This is a genomic window from Pseudomonas sp. R38(2017) (genome assembly GCF_002112395.1).
Classification (GTDB): Bacteria; Pseudomonadota; Gammaproteobacteria; order Pseudomonadales; family Pseudomonadaceae; genus Aquipseudomonas.
Map to the genome: position 1 here is coordinate 180,800 of NZ_NEHN01000006.1, position 24,253 is coordinate 205,052.

General features: G+C 61.2%; 24 protein-coding genes and 1 riboswitch. Of the genes, 17 read left to right on the top strand and 7 right to left on the bottom strand.

Annotated features, from left to right (window positions below; all coding sequences use genetic code 11):
- Window positions 1-44 precede the first annotated feature (44 nt).
- Both htpG and CAF87_RS16895 read left to right on the top strand, forming a co-directional pair.
- Window positions 45-1,949 (top strand): molecular chaperone HtpG, encoded by a 1,905-nt coding sequence (htpG, locus tag CAF87_RS16890; protein ID WP_085732532.1) that lies wholly within the window; start codon window positions 45-47, stop codon window positions 1,947-1,949.
- A gap of 68 nt (window positions 1,950-2,017) precedes the next feature.
- Window positions 2,018-2,746 carry a dienelactone hydrolase family protein gene (locus tag CAF87_RS16895; RefSeq protein WP_085732283.1) on the top strand — a complete coding sequence of 243 codons (729 nt, stop codon included), beginning with the start codon at window positions 2,018-2,020 and terminating at the stop codon, window positions 2,744-2,746.
- 42 nt (window positions 2,747-2,788) lie between these two features.
- Here CAF87_RS16895 and CAF87_RS16900 read toward each other — a convergent pair whose 3' ends face one another.
- Window positions 2,789-3,679 carry a pirin family protein gene (locus CAF87_RS16900; RefSeq protein ID WP_085732284.1) on the bottom strand — a complete coding sequence of 297 codons (891 nt, stop codon included), beginning with the start codon at window positions 3,677-3,679 and terminating at the stop codon, window positions 2,789-2,791.
- A 61-nt stretch (window positions 3,680-3,740) separates the two neighbouring features.
- Window positions 3,741-4,157 carry an OsmC family protein gene (locus CAF87_RS16905; protein WP_085732285.1) on the bottom strand — a complete coding sequence of 139 codons (417 nt, stop codon included), beginning with the start codon at window positions 4,155-4,157 and terminating at the stop codon, window positions 3,741-3,743.
- Between the two features lie 376 nt (window positions 4,158-4,533).
- Between CAF87_RS16905 and CAF87_RS16910 the strand changes: the two genes are divergently transcribed.
- Window positions 4,534-6,159, top strand: coding sequence for a methyl-accepting chemotaxis protein (locus tag CAF87_RS16910; protein ID WP_085732286.1), 1,626 nt, complete (start codon window positions 4,534-4,536; stop codon window positions 6,157-6,159).
- Between the two features lie 53 nt (window positions 6,160-6,212).
- Here the strand turns inward: CAF87_RS16910 and CAF87_RS16915 are convergent, their stop codons facing one another.
- The 3 genes from CAF87_RS16915 to purM are packed head-to-tail and all read right to left on the bottom strand — an operon-like array spanning window position 6,213 to window position 8,643.
- Window positions 6,213-6,926: a DUF3108 domain-containing protein gene (locus CAF87_RS16915; RefSeq protein WP_085732287.1), complete on the bottom strand. Its 714-nt coding sequence runs from the start codon at window positions 6,924-6,926 to the stop codon at window positions 6,213-6,215.
- A gap of 8 nt (window positions 6,927-6,934) precedes the next feature.
- Window positions 6,935-7,585 (bottom strand): phosphoribosylglycinamide formyltransferase, encoded by a 651-nt coding sequence (gene purN, locus CAF87_RS16920; protein ID WP_085732288.1) that lies wholly within the window; start codon window positions 7,583-7,585, stop codon window positions 6,935-6,937.
- Window positions 7,585-8,643: a phosphoribosylformylglycinamidine cyclo-ligase gene (gene purM / locus CAF87_RS16925; protein WP_085732289.1), complete on the bottom strand. Its 1,059-nt coding sequence runs from the start codon at window positions 8,641-8,643 to the stop codon at window positions 7,585-7,587. Before purM ends, purN begins: the two co-directional genes overlap by 1 nt.
- Before the next feature lie 375 nt (window positions 8,644-9,018).
- Between purM and CAF87_RS16930 the strand changes: the two genes are divergently transcribed.
- From CAF87_RS16930 to CAF87_RS16950, 5 genes are all read left to right on the top strand, one after another.
- Complete coding sequence (locus CAF87_RS16930) at window positions 9,019-10,074, top strand: DUF2066 domain-containing protein (RefSeq protein WP_085732290.1); 1,056 nt, start codon at window positions 9,019-9,021, stop codon at window positions 10,072-10,074.
- A gap of 36 nt (window positions 10,075-10,110) precedes the next feature.
- Window positions 10,111-11,184, top strand: coding sequence for an AI-2E family transporter (locus tag CAF87_RS16935; protein WP_085732291.1), 1,074 nt, complete (start codon window positions 10,111-10,113; stop codon window positions 11,182-11,184).
- Window positions 11,185-11,402: 218 nt separating this feature from the next.
- On the top strand, window positions 11,403-12,107 hold the full coding sequence (gene hda, locus CAF87_RS16940) for a DnaA regulatory inactivator Hda (RefSeq protein WP_025111852.1): 705 nt from the start codon (window positions 11,403-11,405) through the stop codon (window positions 12,105-12,107).
- A gap of 214 nt (window positions 12,108-12,321) precedes the next feature.
- Complete coding sequence (locus CAF87_RS16945) at window positions 12,322-12,939, top strand: C40 family peptidase (RefSeq protein WP_085732292.1); 618 nt, start codon at window positions 12,322-12,324, stop codon at window positions 12,937-12,939.
- 218 nt (window positions 12,940-13,157) lie between these two features.
- Window positions 13,158-13,694, top strand: coding sequence for a C40 family peptidase (locus tag CAF87_RS16950; protein ID WP_085732293.1), 537 nt, complete (start codon window positions 13,158-13,160; stop codon window positions 13,692-13,694).
- A 68-nt stretch (window positions 13,695-13,762) separates the two neighbouring features.
- On the opposite strand, the gene CAF87_RS16955 is transcribed toward CAF87_RS16950, so the two are convergent.
- Together CAF87_RS16955 and CAF87_RS16960 are read right to left on the bottom strand one after the other, a co-directional pair.
- The gene (locus CAF87_RS16955; RefSeq protein WP_085732294.1) at window positions 13,763-15,076 is read right to left on the bottom strand and encodes a sorbosone dehydrogenase family protein; all 1,314 of its coding nucleotides are present in this window, start codon (window positions 15,074-15,076) and stop codon (window positions 13,763-13,765) included.
- 65 nt (window positions 15,077-15,141) lie between these two features.
- Complete coding sequence (locus CAF87_RS16960; protein ID WP_085710581.1) at window positions 15,142-15,726, bottom strand: hypothetical protein; 585 nt, start codon at window positions 15,724-15,726, stop codon at window positions 15,142-15,144.
- A 166-nt stretch (window positions 15,727-15,892) separates the two neighbouring features.
- A riboswitch (cobalamin riboswitch) is annotated at window positions 15,893-16,118 on the top strand.
- Window positions 16,119-16,198: 80 nt separating this feature from the next.
- Between CAF87_RS16960 and cobO the strand changes: the two genes are divergently transcribed.
- From cobO to cobC, 9 genes are read left to right on the top strand one after another with little or no spacing between them, the layout of a single operon-like run.
- Window positions 16,199-16,810: a cob(I)yrinic acid a,c-diamide adenosyltransferase gene (cobO, locus tag CAF87_RS16965; protein ID WP_007950401.1), complete on the top strand. Its 612-nt coding sequence runs from the start codon at window positions 16,199-16,201 to the stop codon at window positions 16,808-16,810.
- Window positions 16,807-18,102, top strand: coding sequence for a cobyrinate a,c-diamide synthase (locus CAF87_RS16970; protein ID WP_085732295.1), 1,296 nt, complete (start codon window positions 16,807-16,809; stop codon window positions 18,100-18,102). The genes cobO and CAF87_RS16970 overlap by 4 nt, the downstream gene beginning before the upstream one ends.
- Complete coding sequence (bluB, locus tag CAF87_RS16975) at window positions 18,099-18,749, top strand: 5,6-dimethylbenzimidazole synthase (RefSeq protein WP_085732296.1); 651 nt, start codon at window positions 18,099-18,101, stop codon at window positions 18,747-18,749. Before CAF87_RS16970 ends, bluB begins: the two co-directional genes overlap by 4 nt.
- Window positions 18,746-19,654: an adenosylcobinamide-phosphate synthase CbiB gene (gene cbiB / locus CAF87_RS16980; protein ID WP_085732297.1), complete on the top strand. Its 909-nt coding sequence runs from the start codon at window positions 18,746-18,748 to the stop codon at window positions 19,652-19,654. Before bluB ends, cbiB begins: the two co-directional genes overlap by 4 nt.
- Complete coding sequence (gene cobD, locus CAF87_RS16985) at window positions 19,647-20,657, top strand: threonine-phosphate decarboxylase CobD (protein WP_085732298.1); 1,011 nt, start codon at window positions 19,647-19,649, stop codon at window positions 20,655-20,657. The genes cbiB and cobD overlap by 8 nt, the downstream gene beginning before the upstream one ends.
- Window positions 20,654-22,120 carry a cobyric acid synthase gene (locus CAF87_RS16990; RefSeq protein WP_085732299.1) on the top strand — a complete coding sequence of 489 codons (1,467 nt, stop codon included), beginning with the start codon at window positions 20,654-20,656 and terminating at the stop codon, window positions 22,118-22,120. Before cobD ends, CAF87_RS16990 begins: the two co-directional genes overlap by 4 nt.
- Window positions 22,108-22,629 carry a bifunctional adenosylcobinamide kinase/adenosylcobinamide-phosphate guanylyltransferase gene (gene cobU / locus CAF87_RS16995; RefSeq protein WP_085732300.1) on the top strand — a complete coding sequence of 174 codons (522 nt, stop codon included), beginning with the start codon at window positions 22,108-22,110 and terminating at the stop codon, window positions 22,627-22,629. The genes CAF87_RS16990 and cobU overlap by 13 nt, the downstream gene beginning before the upstream one ends.
- On the top strand, window positions 22,626-23,681 hold the full coding sequence (gene cobT, locus CAF87_RS17000) for a nicotinate-nucleotide--dimethylbenzimidazole phosphoribosyltransferase (protein ID WP_085732301.1): 1,056 nt from the start codon (window positions 22,626-22,628) through the stop codon (window positions 23,679-23,681). The genes cobU and cobT overlap by 4 nt, the downstream gene beginning before the upstream one ends.
- Window positions 23,678-24,253, top strand: coding sequence for an alpha-ribazole phosphatase family protein (cobC, locus tag CAF87_RS17005; protein WP_085732302.1), 576 nt, complete (start codon window positions 23,678-23,680; stop codon window positions 24,251-24,253). The genes cobT and cobC overlap by 4 nt, the downstream gene beginning before the upstream one ends.

The window sequence follows — 24,253 nt, forward strand, 5'->3', positions numbered from 1 at the left end:
CATTTGGGTCGCGGCCAATGCCATCTGATTGGAGTTTGATGACCATGAGTGTGGAAACTCAAAAGGAAACCCTGGGCTTCCAGACCGAGGTGAAGCAACTGCTGCACCTCATGATCCATTCGCTGTATTCCAACAAGGAAATCTTCCTTCGCGAATTGATCTCGAACGCCTCCGACGCCGTCGACAAATTGCGCTTCGAAGCCCTGGCCAAGCCTGAGTTGCTCGAAGATGGCGCTGAACTGAAAATCCGTGTGAGCTTCGACAAGGACGCCAAGACCGTCACCCTCGAAGACAACGGTATCGGCATGAACCGTGACGATGTGATCACCCACCTGGGGACCATCGCCAAATCCGGCACCGCCGATTTCATGAAAAACCTGTCCGGCGATCAGAAGAAGGATTCGCACCTGATCGGTCAGTTCGGTGTCGGTTTCTATTCTGCGTTCATCGTTGCCGACAAAGTTGACGTGTACAGCCGTCGAGCCGGCACCGCTGCCAGCGAAGGCGTGCACTGGTCGTCGAAAGGCGAGGGCGAATTCGAAGTCGCCACCATCGACAAACCAGAACGTGGCACCCGCATCGTCCTGCATCTGAAAAAAGGTGAAGACGAATTCGCCGATGGCTGGCGTCTGCGCAACATCATCAAGAAATACTCCGACCACATCGCGCTGCCGATCGAGCTGCCGAAAGAAGTGGCCGCTGCCGAAGGCGAAGAGAAACCTGAAGTTGAATGGGAAACCGTCAACCGCGCCAGCGCCCTGTGGACCCGTCCTCGCACCGAAGTGAAGGATGAGGAATACCAGGAGTTCTACAAACACATCGCCCACGACTTCGAAAATCCGCTGTCGTGGAGCCACAACAAGGTCGAAGGCAAGCTTGAGTACAGCTCGCTGCTGTACGTACCGGCCCGTGCCCCGTTCGACCTGTACCAGCGTGAAGCGCCGAAAGGCCTGAAGCTGTACGTGCAACGCGTGTTCGTGATGGATCAGGCCGAATCGTTCCTGCCGCTGTACCTGCGCTTCATCAAGGGCGTCGTTGATTCCAACGACCTGTCACTGAACGTGTCGCGGGAAATCCTGCAGAAAGACCCGATCATCGACTCGATGAAGTCGGCGCTGACCAAACGCGTGCTGGACATGCTGGAAAAACTGGCGAAGAACGAGCCTGAACAATACAAGGGCTTCTGGAAAAACTTCGGTCAGGTCATGAAAGAAGGCCCGGCAGAAGATTTCGCCAACAAGGAAAAAATTGCCGGTCTGCTGCGTTTCGCATCGACCACCGAAGGCGACGGCGAGCAGATCGTCGGTCTGGCCGACTATCTGGCTCGTGCCAAGGAAGGTCAGGACAAGATCTACTACCTCACCGGCGAAACCTACGCGCAGGTCAAGAACAGCCCGCACCTGGAAGTCTTCCGCAAGAAAGGCATCGAAGTGCTGCTGCTGACCGACCGTATCGACGAGTGGCTGATGAGCTACCTGAGCGAATTCGACGGCAAGAGCTTTGTCGACGTCGCCCGTGGTGACCTGGATCTGGGCAACCTGGACTCGGAAGAGGACAAGAAGGCCGCAGAAGAAGTCGCCAAGTCGAAGGAAGGTCTGGTCGAGCGTCTGAAAACCGCGCTGGGCGAGTCCGTTGCCGAAGTCCGCGTTTCCCATCGCCTGACCGATTCGCCAGCCATCCTGGCCATCGGCGAGCAGGACCTGGGTCTGCAAATGCGTCAGATCCTCGAGGCCAGCGGGCAGAAGGTGCCGGATTCGAAGCCGATCTTCGAATTCAACCCGACTCACCCGTTGATCGCAAAGCTCGACAATGAGACCAGCGAAGAGCGTTTTGGCGACCTGTCGCACATCCTCTTCGACCAGGCCGCCCTGGCGGCGGGTGACAGCTTGAAGGACCCGGCCGCTTACGTGAGCCGTCTGAACAAGCTGCTGGTTGAGCTGTCGGCTTGATCGAACTGTAGAAAAACCCGCTTCGGCGGGTTTTTTCATTCTGGTATTCAACCCATCAGGAGTCAGAAATGAGCCAAGTCACTGTACGTTCCGTGGTCTATCAGATCGATGGCCAGCCTTATGAAGGCCGATTGGCGTTCGACGCCGAGCACAAAGGCGCGCGTCCGGGTCTGTTGATGGCACCGAACTGGATGGGCGTCAGCGCTGGCGCGGAAGAGATCGCCAAAACCGTGGCGGCCAAGGGTTATGTCGTTCTGATCGCCGACGTGTACGGGCAAGCCGTGCGTCCGCAGAATGGCGATCAGGCTGGCGCGGCGATGATGCCGCTGAAGAATGACCGTGCGCTGCTGCGCAAGCGTATGCAGGCAGCCTTCGAACAGTTGCAGAAGCAAGGCGAAGCCGCAATCGATACCTCGAAACTGGCGGTGTTCGGTTTCTGCTTCGGCGGTTGCTGTGCACTGGATCTGGCCCGTACCGGTGCAGCGGTCAAGGCTGCCGTGTCGTTCCACGGCACGCTTGATTCGCCGAACCCGGCGGATGCGAAGAACATCAAGGGCTCGGTGCTGGTGTTGCACGGTGCTTCCGATCCGCTGGTACCGAAAGAGCAACTGCCGGCATTTGAAGACGAGATGAATGCGGCTGGCGTGGACTGGCAGTTGCTGAGCTACGGCGGCGCAGTGCACTCGTTCACCGATCCGCACGCCAATGTGCCGGGCAAAATGATGTACGACGCGAAGACCGCTGCGCGGGCGTTCAAGTCGATGCATGACTTGCTGGAAGAAGTGTTCAAGGGCTGATTCGGTTGAAAGCACTCCCACGCCTGGCGTGGGAGTGTTCGTTTACAGCGGTGTCGGCTCGCTACGGGATTTCGGCAATTCGATCCGCTCGACTTCCCCCGGCACTGTCGGCCAATCCCCGGCCGCCCATTTGCGCCGGGCCTCATCGATAGCCGCCGGATCGCTCGCGACGAAATTCCAGTTGATCCGCCGTGGCCCGTCCAGTGGCGCGCCGCCGAACACCACGGCATGACTGTCGCTCTCGGCGAACAGACTCATCTCTTCCCCGGCTGGCAACACCACCAGCGCATGGGGTTCGACTGTTTCGTCATTCAATTGCACATCACCACTCAACACATACAGCGCCCGTTCTTCATGTTCGGTCGGGATCAGCAGGGTGGTCGCGGTTTGCATCTTCAATTCTGCATACAGCGTCGGAGAAAGTACCGGCACCGGCGATTCCAGGCAAAAGCCTGACCCGGCAATCATGCGGATCTGCACGCCGAGGTTATCGCTGACCGGCAATGTCGACGCCGGGTGATGGCTGTAATGCCCGGGACCTTGTTCGTGATCCTTGGGCGAGGCGAGCCAGATCTGCAGCCCGTGCATCTTGAAGCTTTGTTCCCACAGCGGTTCGGGCGTGCGCTCGACATGGGCAATCGCGCTGCCCGCCGTCATCCAGCTGACATCGCCAGCGCTGACGACTTGATCGGAGCCGAGGCTGTCCTTGTGCTGGATCTGCCCCTCAAACAGATAGGTCAGGGTCGACAGGCCGATGTGCGGATGCTGTCGGATGTTCATCCCTTTGCCAGCGGGATAAACCGTTTCAAGCATGTGGTCGAAAAACACGAAGGGTCCGACACTGCGGCATTTGGCTGACGGCAGCGGGCGCAGAATCGGCTGGCCTTCGACATCTTCGGCGCGCGGGCGGATGATCAGGGGGTGGGTGTCCATGGTCCATTCCAGGCTGAGCGGGTGATGCGTGGAGCATAACCCGCCGGTGTCGTGATGGTGATTACTGGCTGTCGAAGCCTTGTGGGGCGTGGGTTTCGATGGTGACTTCGCTGGTGGTCATCAGTTTGTGAATCGGGCAGCGATCGGCGACGCGCAGCAGCTCTTCACGCTGGGCATCGGTGAGCACGCCTTTAAGTGTCAGGGTCACGTGCAGGGCGTATTTGCCTTTCTGTTCCTGGCTGTTGTCGCGTTTGACTTCGACACCGACACCAGTGAGCGGGATGTCTTTTTTCTTTGCATACAGCTTCAACGTCAGGGCCTTGCACGCTCCGAGGGCGGCGTCGAAATAATCGTGGGGTTCAGGCGCGGAGCCTTCGCCGCCGGCAGTCGTCGGGACGTCGGTAAACAGTTCGTGCTCATCGATCTGTACGGTGTGACGGAAACCTTCGGCGGAGATGGTATTGACGGTGACGGTCATGTGAACCTCGCAAGCAGTAGGAAAAGTCATTCGATCAAATAAGACCTTGCAGGTATAGAGCATTCCCGCAGGGGCGCGTTCCACTTTCTTGCAGGTGCGCGGCAGGGCGACAGGTTATGCCGTTGAGTCGAAGATTACTTGTGTCGGTGTTTCACCTTCGGGGTTGTTTCAGGGTTTTCCAATAATTTCCCGTTGATCTTGCAGCGAACGGCGTTCAAGTCCAGCCAATCGGCGCTGAATCGTTAATGCCGACGGTTCGAAGTATTAAGGCCTTTTGATATCACGTTTTGGTCTTACGCAAATTTTCGCCGGGCCGATACCTTCTAAAGCAGCCAGCTGCAGGGTTGATGCAGCGCTTTTGGAAGGAACCAGAGCAATGAGTATCCGTAGTCTCAATATTGCCCCCCGTGCGGGATTGGGCTTCGGCCTGTTGGCGCTGATGGTGTTCGGCCTTGGCGCATTTGCCCTGCTGCAGATGTCGAACATGCGGGCCCAGTCCGATGAGGTCGACAACAACTGGCTGCCCAGCGTGATGGCAGTCGGTGAAATGAGTCAGGACATGCTGCGCCTGCGCGCCCTGACCATGCGCCTGTTGCTAAATCGCGATCCTCAGGCGCTCGATCAGAATGTCGCCAAGCTCAACGAGTTGCGCGGTGTGTTGAGCGAAGCCCAGCAGCGTTACGACGTTTTGATCGTGTTGCCCGAAGAGCGGGCGCTGTTCGACCGCTTCAAGGTGGCCGAACACAAGTATCTTGAGCTTCAGGCCCAGGTGATGATGTTGTCGGCCCAGAACCGGGTGGAAGAGGCGGCGAGCATTCTCAATGCGCAGATGAGTCCGTTGGCCGATGATATTGCGGTCACGCTTAAAGAGCTGGTTGAGTTGAACAAACACAACGCCAACCTCGCCACCGAGGCCGCGCGATTGATGTTCATCAATTCGCGGGTCTGGGTCGGGGTGATGATCGGCATCACTGCGCTGATCACCATTGGTCTGGCGCTGCTGCTCACCCGCAGCATCGTGGTGCCGCTCTCGCAATCGCTGGGGGTTGCCGAAGTAGTGGCCGGCGGCGATCTGACTGGCGATATCAGCATCATCGGCAAGGATGAGCCGGCGCGGTTGCTGCATGCGCTCAAAAGCATGCAGCACAGCCTGCGCGACACCATCCGGCAGATCTCGGAATCTTCCAGCCAACTGGCTTCGGCCTCGGAAGAGCTGAGCTGCGTCACCGAAGATGCGACGCGCGGGTTGCATCAGCAGAGCCTGGAAATCGAGCAGGCCGCCACGGCGGTCAATCAGATGACCGCTGCCGTTGAAGAGGTTGCCAGCAACGCCGTGGCGACTTCCGAGGCATCACGGGAATCGGACCGCATCGCCCAGCATGGCCGTGAGCAAGTGCAGCAAACCGTGTCGTCCATCGAGCTGCTGGCGGATGACGTTACCGCCAACGCCACGCAAGTGGAGGATCTGGCGCAGAAGGTCTACAGCATCAGCAAAGTGCTGGAGGTGATCCGGTCGATTGCCGAGCAGACCAATCTGCTGGCACTGAATGCGGCGATCGAGGCCGCCCGTGCCGGTGATGCCGGGCGTGGTTTCGCGGTGGTGGCCGATGAGGTGCGGGCTCTGGCCCATCGCACCCAGCAATCGACTCAGGAAATCGAACAGATGATCGGCGGCATCCAGCAGGGTACGGATTCGGCGGTCAGTTCGATGCAACAGAGCAATGTCCGCGCGCGCTCGACGCTGGATCTGGCGAAAGCTGCCGGGGTGGCGTTGGAGGAAATCGCTTCGGCGTTCACCTTGATCAACGAGCGCAACCTGGTGATTGCCAGTGCGTCGGAGGAACAGGCTGCGGTGGCGCGGGAAGTGGATCGTAATCTGATGAACATCCGCGATCTGGCGATGCAGACCTCGGCCGGGGCCAATCAGACCAGCGCCGCGAGCCAGGAGTTGTCGCGGCTGGCGGTGGATCTGAACAATATGGTGGCCAAATTCTCGGTTTGATCACTGAATGACAGGCGAAAAAAAGCCCCGCATGTGCGGGGCTTTTCGCTGAATCAGCTGCCTTTGACAGCTTTGCCGTTGACCGTGCCGTCCAAGAGCATGATGTTGTACTCCTTGCCGTCGGTTTCTACCTGTTGCAGGCGGACAAGCAGATAATCCCAGTCCTTGGCGAACCACATCACGGTAGTGCGCTTGCTTTGTGTCGGATCACGCACGCGCTCGACCTTGATCGCGTCGATCCTGCCGGCCTTGGTCTCGACTTTCTCGGTACCCAGGACGCGGAAGTCATAGGTATCGACATCGCCGCCATCGACCACCTGATAGCTCATGGTCTTTTTGCCGGAGGCGACATCATGCTGCAGCGCCAGTTGGTAGGTGGACTTGTCGACCATGCCACGGTTCAGCGGGACTTTGACCGCGTCGCCACGGTCGGTGCCGGTGACCAGTTTGTTGTTCCAGTCGAAGTCCAGATCAGCCTTTTTCGCCTTGCCCAGGCCGCCACGTTCGAAGTGGTAGGACTGTGGAAGCAGGGTGTCCTTGTCCAGGGTCAGGGTGCTTTCCTCGGACAGGCTGGCGATCATCATCGAAGCCTTGAAACTGAGCTTCCAGACGCCGTTGGCTTCCTTGGTCAGGCTGCGTTCGGCGGTACCGCTCATGGGCAACTGTTTCCAGTCGGCGGTGTAGCTGGCGGAGAACGGTTGAAGGTCTGCCGCCTGGGCGAAAGGCAGGGCGAGCAGAGCGCAAGCGAAGAGCAGGGCGCGACGCATAAAATCTCCTAGTTTCGAATCAAGTGACCGCTGGCCCCGAGTAACTGGCCATCCAGTAAAGCACCTTGCTCGCCGAGGGTCAGCCGTCCTTCGGCAAACCAGCGTACGGCCATCGGGTAGATCAGGTGTTCCTGAACGTGAACCCGTTGCGCCAGACTCTGCGGCGAATCGTGCAACTCTACCGGTATTACTGCCTGTACGACCAGTGGTCCGCCATCGAGTTCCTCGGTGACGAAGTGCACGGAGCAGCCGTGTTCGGCGTCGCCGGCCTCCAGCGCGCGCTGATGAGTGTGTAACCCTTTGTATTTGGGTAGCAGCGACGGATGGATGTTGAGCAGGCGACCCTGGTAATGACGGACGAAGTCAGCGCTGAGAATGCGCATGAAGCCGGCCAGTACCACGAGTTTCGGATTGAATTCGTCGATCAGTTCGATCAGGGCGGTATCGAAGGCCTCACGACCTTCGAAACCCTTGTGATCCAGCGAGCGGGTGGCGATACCCGCGTCACTGGCGCGTTGCAGGCCGTAGGCGTCGGCGCGGTTGGAAATCACCGCAGCGATGCGGACCGGGCTGTCGCCGGTCCGCGTGCTGTCGATCAGGGCCTGCAAGTTACTGCCGGTGCCGGACAACAGCACCACGACATCACAGGTATTAGGCATTAGTGAGCCTTGAGGTTTTTCAGCTCGACCTGGGCAGCGCCTTCGGCGGCGACACCGATCTGGCCGATGACCCAAGGCTGTTCGCCGGCATCACGCAGGGTGTTCAGGGCAGTTTCAACGTGCTCCTGAGCCACGCAGATCACCATGCCTACGCCGCAGTTCAGCACGCGGTGCATCTCGGTCTCGTCAACGTTGCCTTTCTCTTGCAGCCAGTCGAAGACGGCCGGGCGAGTCCAGCTGGCCACGTCAACCACTGCTTGAGCGCCTTTTGGCAGGACGCGAGGGATGTTGTCCAGCAGGCCACCACCAGTGATGTGGGCCATGGCTTTGACAGCGCCGGTGTCCTTGATCAGCTTGAGCAGCGGCTTCACGTAGATGCGGGTCGGGGCCATCAGCAGTTCGGTCAGCGGTTTGCCGTCGAGCTGCACGGTTTCGATGTCGGCGCCGGACACTTCGATGATCTTGCGGATCAGCGAGTAGCCGTTGGAGTGCGGGCCGGACGATGGCAGGGCGATCAGGGCGTCACCGGTTGCGACTTTCGAACCGTCGATGATTTCGGCTTTTTCCACGACGCCGACGCAGAAGCCGGCGAGGTCGTAGTCTTCGCCTTCGTACATGCCAGGCATTTCAGCGGTTTCGCCGCCGACCAGCGAGCAGCCAGCCAGTTCGCAGCCTGCACCGATACCGGTAACCACGGTGGCGGCAACGTCAACGTTCAGCTTGCCGGTGGCGTAGTAGTCGAGGAAGAACAGCGGCTCGGCGCCGCACACCACCAGATCGTTGACGCACATGGCGACCAGATCCTGGCCAATGCTGTCGTGCTTGTTCAGGTTCAGCGCCAGGCGCAGCTTGGTGCCGACGCCGTCGGTGCCGGAAACCAGCACGGGCTGCTTGTAGCCGGCCGGGATTTCGCAGAGGGCGCCGAAACCGCCCAAGCCGCCCATGACTTCCGGGCGCGCAGTGCGCTTGGCGACGCTCTTGATGCGTTCGACCAATGCTTCACCGGCGTCGATGTCTACACCGGCGTCCTTGTAGCTCAGGGAGGGTTGCTTGCTCATGATCCAGGCCTTTAGGGGAGGGGATTCAGGGGTAACGACCGAGTCCAGCGGGAACGCCGAAAGCGACAGAGGCGATTGCCTCACGCGAAATCGATGTGCCCGGCTGTTGCCGGTCTGCGAAGGCGCGCGATTTTATCAGGCTTGAGGGGCAGCGGCCATCCTCACGCCGACGGGCAGGAGCATATCGGCCGAAATTTTTTGCAAATGAAGCTGTGGGTGACATCACGGGTGCCTGTATAAGGAACCGTCTATCGTTAGGGCTGTGCAAAAACTTATCGCCAGCGTGTGAATGTTTTGCAACAGCCAGTGGTCACAGGCTTGCTCAATCCGGTTCACGCGGCCTGTTCCAGCCGCTCTTGTCGACGGGAATTCTCCATGCGTTTGTGTAAATTGTTGTTTGTGGGCTGCTTGTCTCTGTTCAGCCTGGTGAGCCAGGCCGAAAACGTCAAAGGTCTTTATCAGGTGCGCGAACCGGCCAGCGGCCAGTCGCCGGAAGAGCGTGATCGTGCCACGCAAGCGGCGCTGGATACGCTGGTGCTGCGTCTTACGGGCGATCCGAAGGCGCCACAGAATCCCGGGCTGGCGCCTATTCGCAAGGATCCGCAACAGATCATCAGCCAGTTTGGTTTCGATGCCGGGCCGCCGGAGGTATTGAAGGTCGACTTCGATCCGGCTACCACCGAACAGGCGTTGCGCCGTGCCGGGTTGTCGCTGTGGGGCGCGAGCCGGCCGTCGATTCTGAGCTGGTGGCTGAACGATTCCACCGAAGGCTCGAGCCTGGTGGGCGACGGTCAGGCCAGTGCGGCGCCATTGCGACGTGCCGCCCAACACCGAGGGTTGCCGTTGCGCCTGCCGCTGGCGGATCTGAGTGAGCAACTGGTCGCGACCGCACCGACGCTCGAAGGCACCGATCCGGCGCCGCTCCATGCGGCGTCTGAACGCTACAACGCTGACGCCTTGCTCGCCGTGCATGCCCGTGAGGAGGGTGGCCAGTGGCAAGCCAAATGGCATTTGTGGCTGGGCGATCAAAAGGAAGCGGGAAGTGTCCAGGGGGCTGATCAGGCCGCCGTCGCCGACGCCGTGATGCTGGCGGTCGCCGAGCGCCTGGCGCCTCGTTTTGTCGCCAAGCCGGGCGCTTCGGGTCAGCAGACTCTGGAAGTGCAAGGCATGAATCTGGAGCATTACGCGACGTTGCTGCGGATGCTCGAACCCTTTGGTGTGCGGCTGCAGAGTGTCGATGCCGATCGCATTGTGTATCGGGTCAACGGCAGTGCCGATCAATTGCGGGCGCAGTTGTCGCTGGCGAAATTGCAGGAAATGCCGGCCGAGGTGCCGGCTCCAGTGGCTTCCCAACCCGCAGTGCCAGGTGGCGCGCCTGTCGTTGCGCCGGCACCGACACCTGCGGCGCCGTCGTTGCGGTTTCGCTGGTAGGTTTTTCTTTCATATATAGAAGCAATGGAGTGTTACATGGCCGATACGCGGCGTTGGTTCTGGCTCGGTGGGGTGCTCCTGCTTTGCGCGTTTGTCTGGTTGCTGCATCCGATCCTCACGCCGTTTCTGGTGGCGCTGTTGCTCGCTTATCTGTTCGACCCTTTGGTGGATCGTCTCGAGCGGCTCGGCTTGTCCCGCACCTGGGGCGTGATTGCGGTATTCGCCTTGTTCACCCTGATCTTCACCACGTTGCTGCTGGTGCTGGTGCCGATGCTCGCCAAGCAGTTGCTGCGACTGTATGAGCTGGCACCGCAGATGCTCGACTGGCTGCAGCACACGGCACTGCCATGGGCGCAGTCGAAGCTGGGGCTGTCGGAGGGGTTCTGGAAATTCGACAAGGTCAAGGCGGCGATCACCGAACACATGGGCCAGACCACTGACATCGTTGGCGTGGTGCTGAGTCAAGCCACGGCTTCCAGCCTGGCGCTGATCGGCTGGTTGGCGAATCTGGTGCTGATCCCGGTGGTGAGTTTCTACTTGCTGCGCGACTGGGACGTGATGATGGCCAAGATCCGCAGCCTGTTGCCACGCGACCGCGAAGAGCGCGTGGTGGCGTTGGCCGGTGAATGTCACGAGGTGCTCGGCGCTTTCGTGCGCGGGCAATTGCTGGTGATGCTGGCGCTGGGCGTGATCTATGCGGCAGGGCTGATGATTGTCGGTCTGGAACTGGGCCTGTTGATCGGCCTGATCGCTGGTCTGGCGGCCATCGTGCCTTATATGGGGTTTGTGATCGGTATCGGTGCGGCGCTGATTGCGGGGCTATTCCAGTTCGGCGGCGATCTGTACCCGATGATCGGGATCGTGGCGGTATTCATGGTGGGGCAGGCGCTCGAGGGGATGGTGCTGACGCCATTGCTGGTCGGTGATCGAATCGGCCTGCATCCGGTGGCGGTGATCTTTGCGATCCTGGCCGGCGGCGAGCTGTTCGGTTTCACCGGTGTGTTGCTGGCGTTACCGGTAGCGGCGGTGATCATGGTGTTGGTGCGTCACGTCCATGATTTGTACAAGGACTCCGACATTTATAGCGGAGTGGATGATCCGAAGCTGTAAGAAGACGAAGGGCCGCCCGGTGGATTGCCGGGTGGCCCGTCTCATGCAGGCAATACTGGCGCCCATGCGCCAAAGAAACTGTCATAAAACCAGTGTGTTAACGCAAACCTTTGATTTTGCTTGGGGTCTGTCGCATTGTGCGCTCCGCTTCACGGGTATAAACTTCGCACACTTTACACAGAGGCCACTAACGGTTCCTTGGGAACTGTTCAGTCAGCATGAAACCGATTCAGCTGCCCCTAGGTGTGCGTCTGCGTGACGACGCCACCTTCATCAACTACTACCCAGGCGCCAATGCCGCTGCACTCGGCTATGTCGAGCGTCTATGCGAAGCCGACGCCGGATGGACCGAAAGCCTCATCTATCTGTGGGGCAAGCACGGGGTAGGGCGTACGCATCTGTTGCAGGCCGCGTGCCTGCGTTTCGAGCAGATGGGCGAACCGGCGGTGTACCTGCCGCTGGCCGAGTTGATGGATCGCGGCATCGAAATTCTCGACAACCTCGAACAGTACGAACTGGTCTGCCTGGACGACTTGCAGGTGATTGCCGGCAAGCCCGACTGGGAAGAGGCGATGTTTCATCTGTTCAACCGTCTGCGCGACAGCGGTCGCCGCTTGTTGATCGCCGCTTCAACCTCGCCACGTGAATTGCCAGTAAAACTGGCGGATCTGAAATCGCGCCTGACCCTGGCGCTGATTTTCCAGATGCGTCCTCTCTCCGATGAAGACAAATTGCGTGCCCTGCAATTGCGTGCATCCCGTCGCGGTCTGCATCTGACCGATGAAGTCGGGCATTTTATTTTGACTCGCGGGACCCGCAGCATGAGCGCGCTTTTTGACCTGCTCGAGCAGCTCGATCAGGCCTCTTTGCAGGCTCAGCGCAAGCTGACCATTCCCTTCCTGAAAGAAACCCTGGGCTGGTAAAACCGGGGCCTTCAGCGGGTTTCGGCATATTTCAGGCGCCAGAAAATCCGCTTTCCTGCGCACTGCGCGGGCCGCGTCTCGATTCAAATAGGCTTAAGCGCTTAGATGTAAACGAGAAACCGGGAAGTCACAAAAAGATCGATTGAATTTGCAAATGAGGCTGATAGCGGGCATAGTCTCGGCTTCTTTACAACTATCAGCCACGGTCGTGCCCATGCTAAAGCGCTTCGCACCCCTCGTGCCTCTCGCACTCGTCACCCTGTTGTTCGGTTGCGCTGCTCATTCACCTGTTCAAGAGCAGCAACAACAGGCTAAAAATTCTGCCACCGCCCAGTCTTCCGTTATTTACCAGGAAGAGCTGGACACCGAAAAGGAACTGGCCGCTTTCAACGGCAAGAAGCCTTACCAGCTTCCGGTTCTGGCCGACAGCATTCTTGAACGCGGCATGTCCCTGATCGGTACCCGTTATCGTTTTGGCGGTACCTCTGAAGCCGGGTTCGATTGCAGCGGTTTCATCGGCTATCTCTTCCGCGAAGAAGCCGGCATGAACCTGCCGCGCTCCACCCGCGAAATGATCAACGTAGATGCTCCGCTGGTATCGCGCAGCAACCTTGAGCCGGGCGATCTGCTGTTCTTCGCCACCAATGGTCGTCGCGGTCGTGTAAGCCACGCCGGGATCTACCTGGGCGACAACCAGTTCATTCACTCCAGCAGTCGTCGCAGTGGCGGTGTCCGCATCGACAGCTTGGGTGACAGCTACTGGAGCAAGACCTTCATCGAAGCCAAACGCGCTTTGGCGAACGCTCCAACCGTGGTTACCGCTCGCAAGTAATCACTCCTTTGTCGCCACGCTCGTGGCGACAAGCGGTCCTTCAGGGGCAATAGGCTTAAACTTTACAAGGTGAAGTTAAAGTCTTACTTGAAGTTTGCCGCGTAGCCGCTAGAATCCTGATCTATATTGATGGCAAACCGCCTGCGTCCCAACGCAGGCGGTTTTGTTTTCTGTCGAATCGGCAGTAAAAGCCGCAGCCAGATCAGGATGTTCTGCTTATGACGATGACGGCCCGCCTTGCCCTGATGTTTTTCGCAGCGCTGCTCAGCGCATGCGCCAGCCGCACTCCGCCGCCAGCCCCTGTGGTTCGCGCGCCGATTGTGTTCGGATCCTCCCAGGCTTTTTCTCCCGCCGCCGAAGATGTGCTGTTCCGCGCGCTCGGGCTTGTGGGTACGCCTTATCGCTGGGGCGGCAACACGCCGGACTCGGGCTTCGATTGCAGCGGCCTGATCGGTTTTGTCTACCGCGATGCGGCCGGCATCAGCTTGCCGCGTTCCACGCGCGAGTTGATCGTCATGCAGGCGCCGAATGTCGGCAAGGAAGGGCTGCAAACCGGCGACCTGATCTTCTTCGCCACCAATGGCGGCTCTCAGGTCAGTCATGCGGGAATTTATGTCGGGGAAGGGCGCTTCGTTCACGCCCCGGCCACCGGCGGTACGGTGAAGCTGGACAGCCTTTCGAAAGCGTATTGGCAGAAGGCTTATCTGAGTGCCAAGCGCGTTCTACAGCCGGAACATCTGGCGCATAACCCGTAAAGCTGCGAATCAATAAAAAACCGTGGGGACATATTGGCTCCCACGGTTTTTTTGTTTCAGGGTTTGGGCTATTTGGCCGCCGTCACCCGCCACACCTTGTTTCCCACATCGTCCGCGACCAGCAATCCACCTTGCTGATCAATCACCACGCCAACCGGGCGACCCAGGGCGTTCTCGTCCTTGTCGAGGAAGCCGGTCAGTACATCCACCGGTGTGCCGCTCGGCTTACCGGCGCTGAACGGCACGAAGATCACCTTGTAGCCACTGTGTGGCTTGCGGTTCCACGAGCCGTGCTGGCCGATGAATGCGCCCTCCTTGAATTGGGCCGGCAGTGTGGCGCCCTCGGCGAAGGTCAGGCCCAGTGAAGCGGTGTGCGGCCCAACGGCGTAATCCGGAGCGATGGCCTTGGCCACCAGATCCAGGTTTTGTGGCTCGGCGCGGACATCGACATGCTGGCCGTAATAGCTGAACGGCCAGCCATAGAAGCCGCCATCCTTGACCGAGGTGATGTAGTCCGGCACCAGATCGCTGCCGATCTCGTCCCGCTCGTTTACCGCCGTCCATAGCGCGCCGCTTTTCGGCTCCCAGGCCAGGCCGTTGGGGTTGCGGATGCCCGAAGCGAAGATTCGGTGATTGCCGGTCGCCCGGTCCACTTCCCAGATCGCTGCGCGACCTTCTTCCTGATCCAGGCCGTTTTCGCCGACGTTGCTGTTCGAGCCGACCGTGACGTACAGCTTGCTGCCGTCCTTGCTGGCGATGACGTTCTTGGTCCAGTGATGGTTGAGCGGGCCGCCCGGCAGATCCACGACCTTGATCGGCTGGCTCTTGATTTCGGTCGCGCCGGGCTCGTAGTTGAAGCGCAACAGGCGATCGGTGTCGGCCACGTACAGATCGTTGCCGACCAGAGTCATGCCGAACGGCGAGTTAAGGTTCTGCAGGAACACCGTGCGGGTCTCGGCCACGCCATCATGATCGGCATCACGCAGCAGGGTGATGCGGTTCGGGCTCGGTACGCCGGCACCGGCGCGGCCCATGACTTTTTTCATCACCCAGCCGCGTATGCCTTTGCCATCGTCCGGTTTCGGCGGTGCATTGGTTTCCGCCACCAGCACATCGCCGTTGGGCAGCACGTAGAGCCAGCGCGGGTGATCGAGATTCTCGGCAAACGCCGCTACCTGAGTGCCTGCCGCTGGCGTCGGTTTCGCGCCGGCCGGCCAGCCGATCGCCGGGGCGATGTTCACAGTCGGGATCAGGGTCTTGTTCGGTTCGGGCAGTTTGGGGGACGGGCCGGTGCCGTCCGAGACTTGCAGGCTGGAGGATTCACCACAGGCGGTGAGCCCTCCGGCGAGTGCGATGACGAAAACGAGGTGGGGCTTGCGCATTACTGATCTTCCCTATGAATGCATTCTTAGTCATAGAGAAGCGCACAAGCCCGATGGTTCAACCCTCAGCCGCGGGCTTCCTTGAAAAGCACGGCAATGCCGGGGTGATAGTTGCCGGCTTCGCTGCGCAATTTGCGGTAGGCGTAGGGAAAGTACCAGGCGACGGCGCAGGTGTGTTCCTTTTGCAGGTCGTCGACCATGTCCTGCAACTCTTCCGGGCTGGCGCTGTGCTGGGCTTTCTGTGGGGCGACGAACAGGCAGCCGAGTTTGAGATCGCTGGCGTAGCTGATGCGCTTGGCGTCGCTGGTGATATCGGCCAGGGCCTGAGTCAGATTCAGGCTGTTGACGCGCGGCCAGCGCTGGGTCGCCTGAATGTAGGCGCGATCTTCGGCGCCGGCCAGGAACAGGTCGGCGCGGGCATTGCGTTCGCCTTCCTCGTTCTGCTTGCGGGTGGCGGTGTCACGCAGGGTCACCAATTCGGCCATCCAGGCGGCGGCTGACAGCAGGCCGAGGTTGGCTTTTTCGTCATGCCAGTAAGGCGTGTCATTGTCGCCGCGCACGGCGTTGTAGCGGTCGATACAGTCAAACCAGCGTTCCAGCACCGGGCGCAGGAATTCCAGCCGCGGATTGCTGATGATCATGCCTTGCATGGTGCTCTCCCTTGTTATTGTGATGTGCTCTCTGCAGTCAAAAAGCATGGCTCTTTGATATCACTGCTGACAGTGTGGCACAAGATTGGCGTCAGATAATTGATCGACGGCAGTTATTCGCTTTCAGGGAGCCTCTTCATTTGACGCTCCACCCCCAACCCTCTAACCTTCGCGGCTTGTTTCAGGTGCTCTGTGACCGCTGTCGACAGAGTGAAACAGGGAAGCCGGTGAGGAGGGTCTTCACGCGAAGAGCCATCACGATCCCGGCGCTGCCCCCGCAACGGTAAATGAGTGAAAGCTGCGTCGGATGCCACTGCTCAAAGCGGGAAGGCGCGCAGCCTGGTGCAAGCCGCTCATGAGCCCGGAGACCGGCCTGATCCATCCAGCGGCGTCACGGTGGGCGATGCCAGGCTTGTTGCCGTCTATTCTTGTGCCTGCCCGCCGTTATCCAGCCTCAACGGAGAGCTCCCCCATGACTGATTCCCCTGAACGCGACGAGCGCCACCTGGCGCGCATGCAGCGCAAAAAAGCCGTGATCGACGAGCGCATCGCCAACTCGCCCGACGAATGCGGCCTGGTGCTGGTGCTCACCGGCAACGGCAAAGGCAAAAGCAGCTCGGCGTTCGGCATGCTCGCCCGCGCCATGGGCCACGGCATGCAGTGCGGCGTGGTGCAGTTCATCAAGGGACGCAACAGCACGGGTGAAGAGCTGTTCTTCCGCCGCTTCCCCGAGCAGGTTCGTTTTCATGTGATGGGCGAAGGCTTTACCTGGGAAACCCAGGATCGCCAGCGCGACATCGCCGCCGCCGAAGCGGCATGGGAAGTCTCCCGCGAGCTGCTGCGTGATCCGTCAATCGGTCTGGTGGTGCTCGATGAACTGAACATAGCCCTCAAGCACGGTTACCTCGACCTCGATCAGGTGCTCAGCGATCTGCAGGCCCGTCCGCCGATGCAGCACGTGATCGTCACCGGTCGCGCCGCCAAGCCGGAAATGATCGAGATGGGCGACACCGTCACCGAAATGGGCATGATCAAGCACGCCTTCCAGGCCGGTATCAAAGCGCAGAAAGGCGTCGAACTTTGAATCAACCACGTCACTGCCCGGCGGTACTGATCGCCGCGCCGGCCTCCGGCCAGGGCAAGACCACCGTCACCGCCGCGTTGGCGCGTCTGCACCGCAATCAGGGGCGCAAGGTTCGCGTGTTCAAGTGCGGCCCGGACTTTCTTGACCCGATGATCCTCGAGCGCGCCAGCGGTGCGCCGGTCTATCAATTGGACATGTGGATGGTCGGCGAGCAGGAAAGTCGTCGTCTGCTGTGGGAAGCCGCCGCTGAAGCGGATCTGATCCTGATCGAAGGCGTGATGGGCTTGTTCGATGGCACGCCGTCGAGCGCCGATCTGGCGCGGCATTTTGGCGTGCCGGTACTCGGCGTGATCGACGGCACGGCCATGGCCCAGACCTTCGGCGCCTTGGCGCTGGGCCTGGCGCGCTATCAGCCGGACTTGCCGTTCGCCGGCGTGCTGGCCAACCGCGTTGGCACAGTGCGTCACGCGCAGTTGCTCGAAGGCAGTCTGACTGAAGGCCTACGCTGGTATGGCGCGTTGTCCCGGGAAACCGGGATCGAACTGCCAAGTCGCCACCTCGGTCTGGTGCAGGCCAGCGAACTCAATGACCTCGACGTGCGCCTCGACGCCGCCGCCGAAGCGCTGGCTGGCACTTGCGAGGTAGCGCTGCCACCGGCCGTGGAATTCGCCGCGCCTGAAATCGGCAGGACCGAAAGGCTGCTCGAAGGCGTGCGAATCGCCGTCGCCCGCGATGAAGCTTTCGCCTTTACCTACGGCGCCAGTCTCGATTTGTTGCGGGCGATGGGCGCGGAGCTGAGTTTCTTCTCGCCGATCCGCGATACGCAATTGCCTGGCGCTGACAGTTTGTACTTGCCCGGCGGTTATCCAGAATTGCATCACGTTGCCTTGTCGCAGAACACCGACATGCTCCGTGCGATCCGCGCGCATCACGCCGCCGGAAAACCGTTACTCGCCGAATGTGGCGGCATGCTCTATCTGCTGGATTCGTTGACCGATGTCGAAGGCACCCGCGCTGACTTGGTCGGCCTGCTGAGTGGCGATGCCGTGATGCAGAAACGTCTGGCCGCGCTGGCCTTGCAAGAGGTCGACATGCCGGAAGGCCAGTTGCGCGGCCACACTTATCACCATTCCCTTACCACCACCGAACTGGCACCCATCGCCCGTGGCCACAGCCCCAATGGCGGGCGCGGCGCAGAAGCGGTGTATCGGGAAGGTCGGATGACCGCTTCGTACGTGCATTTTTACTTCCCGTCGAATCCGTCGGCGATTGCCGCACTGTTGGTGCCATGACCGACAACGCCTTCACTGACGCCGAGCGCGAAGCGGTCTACCGCGCCATCGCCGAACGCCGCGACATGCGCCACTTCAGCGGTGGCACGCTCGAGCCGGAACTGTTGCGCCGATTGCTTGAGGCTGCACATCAGGCACCGAGCGTCGGCCTGATGCAGCCGTGGCGCTTCATCCGTATCAGCGACCGCGCCTTGCGTGGCCAGATCCAGAACCTTGTTGAAGAAGAACGCGTGCGCACCGCCGAAGCCCTCGGCGAGCGCAGCGACGAGTTCATGAAGCTCAAGGTCGAAGGCATCAACGACTGCGCGGAAGTGTTGGTCGCGGCGTTGATGGACGATCGCGAACGATACATTTTCGGCCGTCGCACGCTGCCGGAAATGGACATGGCCTCATTGTCCTGCGCGATCCAGAACCTGTGGCTGGCCGCGCGCGCCGAAGGCCTGGGCATGGGCTGGGTGTCGCTGTTCGAGCCGCAGGCACTGGCCGATCTGCTGAGACTGCCGGCCGGGGCCAAGCCGCTGGCGGTGCTTTGTCTGGGGCCGGTCAAGGAATTCTATCCGGCGCCGATGCTGGTACTCGAAGGGTGGGCGCAGGCGCGTCCGCTCAACGAGCTGCTGTATGAAAATTTCTGGGGAGTGAGTCAATGAGTGTGGCGTTGCTGAGTGTCGCCGCAATTGCGCTGGACGCGCTGCTGGGTGAACCGAAACGCTGGCATCCGCTGGTGGCGTTCGGCAATTTTGCCGGGCGCATCGAGCAACGTTTCAATACCGGAGGGCGCGGCTGGCGCAGCCATGGTGTCACCGCGTGGGTGATCGCGGTGTTGCCGCTGACCCTGCTGGCCACCGCGTTTTCCTGGGCGCCGTATGTGGGCTGGATCGTCGAGATTCTTGCGCTGTATTGCGCCCTCGGCATGCGCAGCCTGGGTGAGCACGTCGAGCCGGTCGCCAAGGCCCTGCGCAGCGATGATCTGGAGGAGGCGCGCAAGCGAGTGGGTTACCTGGTCAGCCGCCAGACCAGTGAACTGGACAGTACCGCCGTCGCCCGCGCTGCCACCGAATCGGTGCTGGAGAACGGCAGCGATGCGGTGTTCGCCGCGATCTTCTGGTTTGTCGTGGCTGGTGCGCCGGGCGTGGTGCTCTATCGCCTGAGCAACACCCTCGACGCGATGTGGGGTTACCGCAACGAACGTTTCGAGCGTTTCGGCTGGGCCGCGGCAAAGATCGACGACGTCCTCAACTACATTCCTGCACGTTTGGTGGCGTTGACCTACGCGCTGCTGGGCAAGACCCGACTCGCGCTGAAATGCTGGCGCACCCAGGCACCGAAATGGGACAGCCCGAACGCAGGCCCGGTGATGGCCGCCGGCGCAGGTGCCTTGGGCGTCCAGTTGGGCGGGCCGGCGATATACCACGGTGAGCTGCACGAGCGTCCGCAACTGGGCGAGGGCATGCCAGCCGACGCCGATTCCATCGATCGCGGCTGGCAATTGGTCCAGCGCGGGGTATGGTTATGGCTGCTGATTCTCTGCGTGGGGGCTGAATTCTATGCTTGAGCACGGTGGCCGGCTGCGCAGGGCGGCGCTCGAATACGGTATCGCGGAAGAAGACTGGCTCGACCTGTCCACCGGCCTCGCGCCGTGGCCGTTCCCGGTCCCGGACATCCCGCTGCGGGCGTGGGCGCGCTTGCCGGAAACCGATGACGGCCTGGAGCAGGCAGCGTGCGACTACTACGGCGCCGCGCAAGTGCTGCCGGTAGCCGGTTCGCAGATGGCCATTCAGTTGCTGCCGCGACTGCGCCGGGCCGGCAAGGTCGGTGTGCTGTCGCCGTGTTATGCCGAGCATGCCGAGGCCTGGCGGCGCAGTGGTTACATCGTCCGCGAAGTGCTGGAGCAGGAAGTCGATTTCTTCCTCGACAGCCTCGACGTGCTGGTGGTGGTCAACCCGAACAATCCCTCTGGCCTGAACCTGACTCCGGCGAAGTTGCTCGACTGGCACGCACGGCTGGCCCAGCGCGGCGGCTGGCTGGTGGTCGATGAAGCGTTCATGGACAACACCCCGCAATTGAGCCTGGCGCCGCATGCCCATCAGGTCGGACTGATCGTGTTGCGTTCGTTCGGCAAGTTTTTCGGTCTGGCCGGTGTGCGGCTCGGGTTCGTACTGGCCGAGCGCAAGTTGCTCCGTTTACTGGCCGAGCAGGTGGGGCCCTGGGCTGTCAGCGGGCCGACCCGCGTGCTGGGGCAGGCCTGCCTGCAAGACACCGAAGGCCACACTCGTCAGCGAATCCGCAGTGATGAAGCCAGCGAGCGTCTGGCTGCGTTGCTCGAACGCTACGGCTTCAAGCCTCAGGGTGGCTGTGCGCTGTTCCAGTGGCTGATCACCGAGCATGCTCACGCACTTCACGAATTCATGGCTCGTCGCGGCATCCTCCTGCGTCTCTTCACGCACAACAGCAGCCTGCGTTTCGGTCTGCCGGCCAATGCGGCCGATGAGGCGCGTCTTGAGCAGGCCCTGCAAGCGTTCGCCGTGCACCGCTCTATGGAAAAGACACCCGCATGACCACTTTAATGGTGCAAGGCACCACCTCCGATGCCGGCAAAAGTACGCTGGTAACAGCGCTGTGCCGCTGGGCGACCCGTCAGGGTCTTGCCGTGGTGCCATTCAAACCGCAGAACATGGCGCTTAACAGTGCGGTGACTGCCGACGGCGGCGAGATCGGCCGGGCGCAAGCGGTGCAGGCGCAGGCCTCGCATCTTGAACCGCACACCGACATGAACCCGGTACTGCTCAAGCCCAACAGCGACACCGGCGCCCAGGTCATCATCCACGGGCGTGCGGTCACCAGCATGAACGCCGTTGCCTATCACGACTACAAAGCCATCGCCATGCAGGCGGTTCTCGCTTCCCATGAGCGCTTGAGTGCCGCGTATCCGCTGGTGATGGTCGAAGGCGCGGGCTCGCCGGCGGAGATCAACCTGCGCGCCGGTGACATCGCCAACATGGGCTTCGCCGAAGCGGTGGACTGCCCGGTGCTGTTGATCGCCGACATCAATCGTGGCGGCGTGTTTGCCCATCTTGTGGGCACGCTGGAACTGCTGTCACCGAGCGAGCAGGCACGGGTGAAGGGCTTTATCATCAACCGTTTTCGTGGCGACATCGCCTTGCTGCAACCGGGCCTCGACTGGCTGGAGCAGCGCACCGGCAAACCCGTCGTGGGTGTGTTGCCGTACGTGATGGATCTGCATCTGGAGGCCGAGGACGGTATCGACCAGCGTCAGACTGACAAGGCCGAGCAAGTCTTGAAAGTGGTGGTGCCGGTACTGCCACGCATCAGCAACCACACCGATTTCGATCCGTTGCGTCTACATCCGCAGGTGGATCTGCAATTCATCGGCCCGGGGCAGGCGATTCCGCCGGCCGACCTGATCATCCTGCCGGGCTCGAAAAGCGTCCGTAGCGATTTGGCGTATCTGCGCGCCAATGGCTGGGAGTTCGCCATCAACCGCCATCTGCGTTACGGCGGCAAGCTACTGGGAATCTGCGGTGGTCTGCAAATGCTCGGCGAGCAGGTCCATGATCCGCTAGGCCTTGAAGGCGCGCCGGGTTCCAGCGCCGGTCTGGGCCTGCTGGCGTTCGAAACGCAGCTCGAAGCCGAGAAGCAGTTGCGCAATGTGCGGGGGCGTCTGGCGCTGGAAGATGCCGAGGTCAGCGGTTATGAAATTCATGCCGGTGTGACGACCGGGGCTGCGCTGGAAAACGCCGCTGTGCATCTGGCCGACGGTCGCTGCGATGGTGCACAAAGTCTCGATGGGCAGATATTCGGCACCTACCTGCACGGCCTGTTCGAATCGCCGGCGGCCAGTGCGGCGCTGTTGCGCTGGGCCGGTTTGAACGATGTGCAGGAGGTGGATTACCACGGCTTGCGCGAACGCGACATCGAGCGGTTGGCGGATCTGGTGGAGAAGCACCTGGATACCGGGCTGTTACGTGAACTCTGTGGAATGTCCCCATGCTCCAGTTGATCCTCGGCGGTGCCCGCTCCGGCAAAAGTCGCCTGGCCGAAAAACTCGCCGCTGACGGCGCGCTGGCGGTGACGTACATCGCCACCAGTCAGCCGCTGGACGGCGAAATGAATGAGCGTGTCGCCCATCATCGCGCCCGCCGTCCCGCTGAATGGGCGTTGATTGAAGAGCCGCTGGAACTGGCCCGTGTGCTGCGCGAAACCGCCAGCGCCCAGCGTTGCCTGTTGGTGGATTGCCTGACGCTGTGGCTGACCAATCTGCTGATGCTCGATGACGCCGAACGTCTCGCCGCCGAACGCGAAGCGTTGCTGGAATGCCTGGCTTCGCTGCCGGGTGAAATCATTTTTGTCAGCAACGAGACCGGAATGGGTGTCGTGCCGCTGGGCGAATTGACTCGCCGCTACGTCGATGAAGCCGGTTGGCTGCATCAAGCTCTGGCCGAGCGTTGTCAGCGAGTCGTCCTGACGGTCGCCGGCCTGCCCCTGACTCTGAAAGGACCTGCGTTATGACCCAAACCTGGTGGCTGAACCCGTGCAAACCGGTGGATACGGACGCCGTTGAAAACGCGGCGGCGCGTCAGCAGCAATTGACCAAACCTGCCGGCTCCCTTGGGCAGCTCGAATCGGTAGCGGTGCAACTGGCCGGATTGCAGGGCCGGATCAAGCCGACACTCGATCAGGTCTGGATCACGATTTTTGCTGGTGACCACGGCGTTGTCGCCGAAGGCGTTTCGGCTTTTCCGCAGGAAGTTACCGGGCAGATGCTGCTGAACTTCGTCAGCGGCGGCGCGGCGATCAGTGTGCTGGCGCGGCAACTCGGTGCGCAGCTTGAAGTGGTAGATCTGGGCACTGTGAACCCGTCGTTGAACCTGCCGGGTGTGCGTCACCTGAACATAGGCCCGGGCACGGCGAATTTCGCCAAGGGGCCGGCGATGACTTCGGCTCAAGGTGAACTTGCCTTGCAGGGCGGTCGCGACAGCGTGCTGCGCGCGAAGGCGGCGGGTGCGCAATTGTTCATCGGCGGTGAAATGGGTATCGGCAACACCACGGCTGCCAGTGCGCTGGCCTGTGCGCTGCTCGATTGCCCGGTAGCCCATCTGACCGGCCCCGGTACGGGGTTGAATGCCGAAGGCGTCAGCCACAAGGCGCAGGTGATCGAGCGGGCGCTGGCGCTGCATGCGGCACAACGCGGTGATGCGTTGCAGACCCTGTTCAATCTCGGCGGCTTCGAGATTGCAGCGTTGGTTGGCGCGTATCTGGCGTGCGCTCAGGAAGGTGTGGCGGTGCTGGTGGACGGTTTCATCTGCACGGTCGCGGCGTTGGTGGCCGTGCGTCTGAATCCGGCCTGCCGTGAATGGCTGCTGTTCGGGCATCGCGGCGCGGAGCCGGGCCATCGCCATGTGCTGGAAACCCTGGGCGCCGAACCGCTTCTTGAACTGGGCCTGCGCCTGGGCGAGGGCAGTGGCGCTGCGCTGGCGGTGCCGTTGCTGCGTCTGGCCTGCGACCTGCACGGGCAGATGGCGACCTTCGCCGAAGCGGCGGTGGCGGACCGCCCCGCATGATCTTGCGTCTGGACCTGCTGCGCCACGGTGAAACCGAACTCGGCGGCGGCCTGCGCGGCAGTCTCGACGATGCACTGACCGAAAAGGGCTGGGCGCAGATGCGCGAGGCTGTGATCGGGCAGGGGCCGTGGGATCGGCTGGTCAGTTCGCCGTTGCAGCGTTGCGCGCGATTCGCTGATGAGTTGGGCGCGCAGCGGGATCTGTCGGTGTCTCTGGACAAGGATCTGCAAGAGCTGCATTTCGGTGCCTGGGAAGGACAGAGCGCGGCGGCGTTGATGGAAACCGATGCCGAAGCGCTTGGGCTGTTCTGGGCTGATCCCTATGCGTTTACTCCGCCGCAGGGTGAGGCGGTCAGCGATTTTTCAGCGCGGGTGCTGGCGGCGGTCATGCGCTTGCACGCGGCACATGCGGGGGAACGGGTGTTGCTGGTCAGTCATGGTGGCGTCATGCGTCTGTTGCTGGCGCGGGCTCGTGGTTTGCCCCGTGAACAACTGCTGAATGTCGAAGTCGCTCACGGCGCGCTGTTTTCGCTGATCGTCAAGGCCGATGGTTCGCTCAAGGAAGTGTGCTGA

Excerpts from the sequence above, each read along its gene's own strand:
- htpG (WP_085732532.1), top strand. The coding sequence starts at position 45 with ATGAGTGTGGAAACTCAAAAGGAAACCCTGGGCTTCCAGACCGAGGTG.
- CAF87_RS16895 (WP_085732283.1), top strand. The coding sequence starts at position 2,018 with ATGAGCCAAGTCACTGTACGTTCCGTGGTCTATCAGATCGATGGCCAG.
- CAF87_RS16900 (WP_085732284.1), bottom strand. The coding sequence starts at position 3,679 with ATGGACACCCACCCCCTGATCATCCGCCCGCGCGCCGAAGATGTCGAA.
- CAF87_RS16905 (WP_085732285.1), bottom strand. The coding sequence starts at position 4,157 with ATGACCGTCACCGTCAATACCATCTCCGCCGAAGGTTTCCGTCACACC.
- CAF87_RS16910 (WP_085732286.1), top strand. The coding sequence starts at position 4,534 with ATGAGTATCCGTAGTCTCAATATTGCCCCCCGTGCGGGATTGGGCTTC.
- CAF87_RS16915 (WP_085732287.1), bottom strand. The coding sequence starts at position 6,926 with ATGCGTCGCGCCCTGCTCTTCGCTTGCGCTCTGCTCGCCCTGCCTTTC.
- purN (WP_085732288.1), bottom strand. The coding sequence starts at position 7,585 with ATGCCTAATACCTGTGATGTCGTGGTGCTGTTGTCCGGCACCGGCAGT.
- purM (WP_085732289.1), bottom strand. The coding sequence starts at position 8,643 with ATGAGCAAGCAACCCTCCCTGAGCTACAAGGACGCCGGTGTAGACATC.
- CAF87_RS16930 (WP_085732290.1), top strand. The coding sequence starts at position 9,019 with ATGCGTTTGTGTAAATTGTTGTTTGTGGGCTGCTTGTCTCTGTTCAGC.
- CAF87_RS16935 (WP_085732291.1), top strand. The coding sequence starts at position 10,111 with ATGGCCGATACGCGGCGTTGGTTCTGGCTCGGTGGGGTGCTCCTGCTT.
- hda (WP_025111852.1), top strand. The coding sequence starts at position 11,403 with ATGAAACCGATTCAGCTGCCCCTAGGTGTGCGTCTGCGTGACGACGCC.
- CAF87_RS16945 (WP_085732292.1), top strand. The coding sequence starts at position 12,322 with ATGCTAAAGCGCTTCGCACCCCTCGTGCCTCTCGCACTCGTCACCCTG.
- CAF87_RS16950 (WP_085732293.1), top strand. The coding sequence starts at position 13,158 with ATGACGATGACGGCCCGCCTTGCCCTGATGTTTTTCGCAGCGCTGCTC.
- CAF87_RS16955 (WP_085732294.1), bottom strand. The coding sequence starts at position 15,076 with ATGCGCAAGCCCCACCTCGTTTTCGTCATCGCACTCGCCGGAGGGCTC.
- CAF87_RS16960 (WP_085710581.1), bottom strand. The coding sequence starts at position 15,726 with ATGCAAGGCATGATCATCAGCAATCCGCGGCTGGAATTCCTGCGCCCG.
- cobO (WP_007950401.1), top strand. The coding sequence starts at position 16,199 with ATGACTGATTCCCCTGAACGCGACGAGCGCCACCTGGCGCGCATGCAG.
- bluB (WP_085732296.1), top strand. The coding sequence starts at position 18,099 with ATGACCGACAACGCCTTCACTGACGCCGAGCGCGAAGCGGTCTACCGC.
- cbiB (WP_085732297.1), top strand. The coding sequence starts at position 18,746 with ATGAGTGTGGCGTTGCTGAGTGTCGCCGCAATTGCGCTGGACGCGCTG.
- cobD (WP_085732298.1), top strand. The coding sequence starts at position 19,647 with ATGCTTGAGCACGGTGGCCGGCTGCGCAGGGCGGCGCTCGAATACGGT.
- CAF87_RS16990 (WP_085732299.1), top strand. The coding sequence starts at position 20,654 with ATGACCACTTTAATGGTGCAAGGCACCACCTCCGATGCCGGCAAAAGT.
- cobU (WP_085732300.1), top strand. The coding sequence starts at position 22,108 with ATGCTCCAGTTGATCCTCGGCGGTGCCCGCTCCGGCAAAAGTCGCCTG.
- cobT (WP_085732301.1), top strand. The coding sequence starts at position 22,626 with ATGACCCAAACCTGGTGGCTGAACCCGTGCAAACCGGTGGATACGGAC.
- cobC (WP_085732302.1), top strand. The coding sequence starts at position 23,678 with ATGATCTTGCGTCTGGACCTGCTGCGCCACGGTGAAACCGAACTCGGC.